Below are 5170 nucleotides of genomic sequence, written 5' to 3'. Positions count from 1 at the left end.
TTTTTTGGTTCCGGCTCTTCCGCTCCCCGTGTGGAGGGTCGGGCATTTTTTGTCAGCTAATTTTCCGGCTGGCGATTGTTTTGCTAGGTTTTCGGACTCTAGTTTAGATATTTCTGATTCACCTCTTCGGGGGTGTTTCGTGAGTCTTCAACGGAGAGTTTGATCCTGGCTCAGGACGAACGCTGGCGGCGTGCTTAACACATGCAAGTCGAGCGGTAAGGCCCTTCGGGGTACACGAGCGGCGAACGGGTGAGTAACACGTGGGTGATCTGCCTCGCACTTCGGGATAAGCCTGGGAAACTGGGTCTAATACCGGATATGACCACTGGTCGCATGGTTGGTGGTGGAAAGATTTATCGGTGCGAGATGGGCCCGCGGCCTATCAGCTTGTTGGTGGGGTAATGGCCTACCAAGGCGACGACGGGTAGCCGGCCTGAGAGGGCGACCGGCCACACTGGGACTGAGACACGGCCCAGACTCCTACGGGAGGCAGCAGTGGGGAATATTGCACAATGGGCGAAAGCCTGATGCAGCGACGCCGCGTGAGGGATGACGGCCTTCGGGTTGTAAACCTCTTTCGACAGGGACGAAGCGTGAGTGACGGTACCTGTAGAAGAAGCACCGGCCAACTACGTGCCAGCAGCCGCGGTAATACGTAGGGTGCGAGCGTTGTCCGGAATTACTGGGCGTAAAGAGCTTGTAGGCGGTTTGTCGCGTCGTCTGTGAAAACTCACAGCTCAACTGTGAGCTTGCAGGCGATACGGGCAGACTTGAGTACTGCAGGGGAGACTGGAATTCCTGGTGTAGCGGTGAAATGCGCAGATATCAGGAGGAACACCGGTGGCGAAGGCGGGTCTCTGGGCAGTAACTGACGCTGAGAAGCGAAAGCGTGGGTAGCGAACAGGATTAGATACCCTGGTAGTCCACGCCGTAAACGGTGGGCGCTAGGTGTGGGTTTCCTTCCACGGGATCCGTGCCGTAGCTAACGCATTAAGCGCCCCGCCTGGGGAGTACGGCCGCAAGGCTAAAACTCAAAGGAATTGACGGGGGCCCGCACAAGCGGCGGAGCATGTGGATTAATTCGATGCAACGCGAAGAACCTTACCTGGGTTTGACATACACCGGAAACCTGCAGAGATGTAGGCCCCCTTGTGGTCGGTGTACAGGTGGTGCATGGCTGTCGTCAGCTCGTGTCGTGAGATGTTGGGTTAAGTCCCGCAACGAGCGCAACCCTTGTCCTGTGTTGCCAGCGGATTATGCCGGGGACTCGCAGGAGACTGCCGGGGTCAACTCGGAGGAAGGTGGGGACGACGTCAAGTCATCATGCCCCTTATGTCCAGGGCTTCACACATGCTACAATGGCCGGTACAGAGGGCTGCGATACCGTGAGGTGGAGCGAATCCCTTAAAGCCGGTCTCAGTTCGGATCGGGGTCTGCAACTCGACCCCGTGAAGTTGGAGTCGCTAGTAATCGCAGATCAGCAACGCTGCGGTGAATACGTTCCCGGGCCTTGTACACACCGCCCGTCACGTCATGAAAGTCGGTAACACCCGAAGCCGGTGGCCTAACCCCTTGTGGGAGGGAGCCGTCGAAGGTGGGATCGGCGATTGGGACGAAGTCGTAACAAGGTAGCCGTACCGGAAGGTGCGGCTGGATCACCTCCTTTCTAAGGAGCATCTGCTCGGTCGCCTCGAACAGTCGAGTGTGGCTGTGCCAGAGCCGTTCATGTCCTCGAATGTGGGACTGCGGAGCTCATGGGTGGAACGCTGACAACTTCTTCGCATCGACGGCGGCCCTGTGTGGTTGTCGGCGGGGATATATCGACACACTGTTGGGTCCTGAAAGAACAGACGTTCTTTCCAGGCAAGAGATAACGATCTGCTCGGATCTGCTTGATACCGGCCTTCTTGGGAGGGTGCTGGTCTTGCGTGAGGGTTCGGGTGGGTGTGTTGTTTGAGAACTGCACAGTGGACGCGAGCATCTTTGTTTGTAAGTGTTTAAGAGCGTTCGGTGGATGCCTTGGCACCAGGAGCCGATGAAGGACGTAGGAGGCTGCGATAAGCCTCGGGGAGCTGTCAACCGAGCTGAGATCCGAGGATTTCCGAATGGGGAAACCCGGCACGAGTGATGTCGTGTCACCTGCCGCTGAATATATAGGCGGTTGGGAGGGAACGTGGGGAAGTGAAACATCTCAGTACCCACAGGAAGAGAAAACAATTGTGATTCCGTGAGTAGTGGCGAGCGAAAGCGGATGAGGCTAAACCATGCGTGTGTGATAGCCGGCAGGTGTTGCACGTGTGGGGTAGTGGGGCTCACTTTCCTATCACTGCCGTGGTAGGCAACAGTCAGAAAAGTGCGTGTTAGTCGAAGTGGTCTGGAACGGCCTGTCGTAGAGGGTGAGAATCCCGTAGGCGAAAATGCGTGCTCTGTTGTAGTGGGTGCCCGAGTAGCAGCGGGCCCGTGAAATCTGCTGTGAATCTGCCGGGACCACCCGGTAAGCCTGAATACTCCCTGGTGACCGATAGCGGACTAGTACCGTGAGGGAAAGGTGAAAAGTACCCCGGGAGGGGAGTGAAATAGTACCTGAAACCGGACGCTTACAATCCGTCAGAGCCTTCCCTTTGGGGTGGGGTGATGGCGTGCCTTTTGAAGAATGAGCCTGCGAGTCATCGGTGTGTGGCGAGGTTAACCCGTGTGGGGTAGCCGTAGCGAAAGCGAGTCCGAATAGGGCGCCCAGAGTCGCATGTCATGGACCCGAAGCGGAGTGATCTACCCATGGCCAGGGTGAAGCGACGGTAAGACGTCGTGGAGGCCCGAACCCACTTAGGTTGAAAACTGAGGGGATGAGCTGTGGGTAGGGGTGAAAGGCCAATCAAACTCCGTGATAGCTGGTTCTCCCCGAAATGCATTTAGGTGCAGCGTCACGTGTTTCACATCGGAGGTAGAGCTACTGGATGGCCTAGGGGGCCCACAAGCTTACCGAAGTCAGCCAAACTCCGAATGCCGGTGTGTGAGAGCGTGGCAGTGAGACTGCGGGGGATAAGCTTCGTAGTCGAGAGGGAAACAGCCCAGATCGCCGGCTAAGGCCCCTAAGCGTGTACTAAGTGGAAAAGGATGTGGGGTCGCGAAGACAACCAGGAGGTTGGCTTAGAAGCAGCCACCCTTGAAAGAGTGCGTAATAGCTCACTGGTCAAGTGATCCTGCGCCGACAATGTAGCGGGGCTCAAGTACACCGCCGAAGCCGCGGCACTCCAACATGCGCCTGCTTTCGAGCCAGGTGTTGGGGTGGGTAGGGGAGCGTCGTGCAGCCGTGGAAGTCACAGGGTGACCTAGTGGTGGAGGCTGTGCGAGTGAGAATGCAGGCATGAGTAGCGAAAGACGAGTGAGAAACTCGTCCGCCGAATGACCAAGGGTTCCTGGGCCAGGTTAATCCGCCCAGGGTGAGTCGGGACCTAAGGCGAGGCCGACAGGCGTAGTCGATGGACAACGGGTTGATATTCCCGTACCCGTGTATCCGCGCCCAGTGGCGAATCAGTGGTGCTAAGTGCCCAAATGTGGATGGACTTCCTTCGGGAAGCTTGAAGCGGCTGCGCACGACCCCTGCTGTAGTAGTCAAGCGATGGGGTGACGCAGGAAGGTAGCTGGGCCAGGTGATGGAGTACCTGGTGTAAGCGTGTAGGGCGAGTGGTAGGCAAATCCGTCACTCATGTGCCTGAGACGTGATGCGTAGCCGATTGAGGCGAATTCAGTGATCCTATGCTGCCGAGAAAAGCCTCTAGTGAGTTGGTACACGGCCCGTACCCCAAACCGACACAGGTGGTCAGGTAGAGAATACCGAGGCGATCGAGAGAACTGTGGTTAAGGAACTCGGCAAAATGCCCCCGTAACTTCGGGAGAAGGGGGACCACGTCTGGTGACGATCCTTGCGGTCTGAGCTGGGTGTGGTCGCAGAGACCAGAGAGAAGCGACTGTTTACTAAAAACACAGGTCCGTGCGAAGTCGTAAGACGATGTATACGGACTGACGCCTGCCCGGTGCCGGAAGGTTAAGAGGACCGGTTAGCCACTTCGGTGGCGAAGCTGAGAATTTAAGCCCCGGTAAACGGCGGTGGTAACTATAACCATCCTAAGGTAGCGAAATTCCTTGTCGGGTAAGTTCCGACCTGCACGAATGGCGTAACGACTTCTCTGCTGTCTCAACCACAGACTCGGCGAAATTGCATTACGAGTAAAGATGCTCGTTACGCGCGGCAGGACGAAAAGACCCCGGGACCTTCACTATAGCTTGGTATTGGTGTTCGGTACGGTTTGTGTAGGATAGGTGGGAGACTGTGAAGCGGGCACGCCAGTGTTCGTGGAGTCGTCGTTGAAATACCACTCTGGTCGTATTGGACTTCTAACCTCGGACCCTGATCGGGTTCAGGGACAGTGCCTGGTGGGTAGTTTAACTGGGGCGGTTGCCTCCCAAAATGTAACGGAGGCGCCCAAAGGTTCCCTCAGCCTGGTTGGCAATCAGGTGTCGAGTGCAAGTGCACAAGGGAGCTTGACTGTGAGACTGACGGGTCGAGCAGGGACGAAAGTCGGGACTAGTGATCCGGCACCGGCATGTGGAAGCGGTGTCGCTCAACGGATAAAAGGTACCCCGGGGATAACAGGCTGATCTTCCCCAAGAGTCCATATCGACGGGATGGTTTGGCACCTCGATGTCGGCTCGTCGCATCCTGGGGCTGGAGTAGGTCCCAAGGGTTGGGCTGTTCGCCCATTAAAGCGGCACGCGAGCTGGGTTTAGAACGTCGTGAGACAGTTCGGTCTCTATCCGCCGCGCGCGTCAGAAACTTGAGGAAGGCTGTCCCTAGTACGAGAGGACCGGGACGGACGAACCTCTGGTGTGCCAGTTGTCCTGCCAAGGGCACTGCTGGTTGGCTACGTTCGGAAGGGATAACCGCTGAAAGCATCTAAGCGGGAAGCCTGTTCCAAGATGAGGTTTCTCACCACCTTCGAGTGGTTAAGGCCCCCTATAGACCATGGGGTTGATAGGCCGGAACTGGAAGCACGGTAACGTGTGGAGGTGACCGGTACTAATCGGCCGAGGACTTACCAACAAAGGTTGCTACGCGTCCACTGTGCGGTATCTGAAACAACACACAGAGACTGCTGATGATCGACGGCAT

The 5170-nt window shown here is 56.8% G+C and carries 2 rRNA genes; both read left to right on the top strand.

Features of this window, described 5'->3' with window-relative positions:
• Positions 1-147: 147 nt before the first annotated feature.
• Positions 148-1666 (top strand): 16S ribosomal RNA (locus ABZ552_RS33995).
• Between the two features lie 321 nt (positions 1667-1987).
• A 23S ribosomal RNA gene (locus ABZ552_RS33990) occupies positions 1988-5101 on the top strand.
• Together the 16S and 23S rRNA genes form the textbook arrangement of a ribosomal RNA operon.
• Positions 5102-5170: the final 69 nt, after the last annotated feature.

Origin of the sequence: Nocardia sp. NPDC019219 (assembly GCF_040632645.1) — a bacterium.
GTDB classification, from domain to species: domain Bacteria; phylum Actinomycetota; class Actinomycetes; order Mycobacteriales; family Mycobacteriaceae; genus Nocardia; species Nocardia sputorum.
The sequence above is the reverse complement of the archived record's forward strand: the minus strand, read 5'-3'. Positions and strand labels throughout refer to the sequence as shown.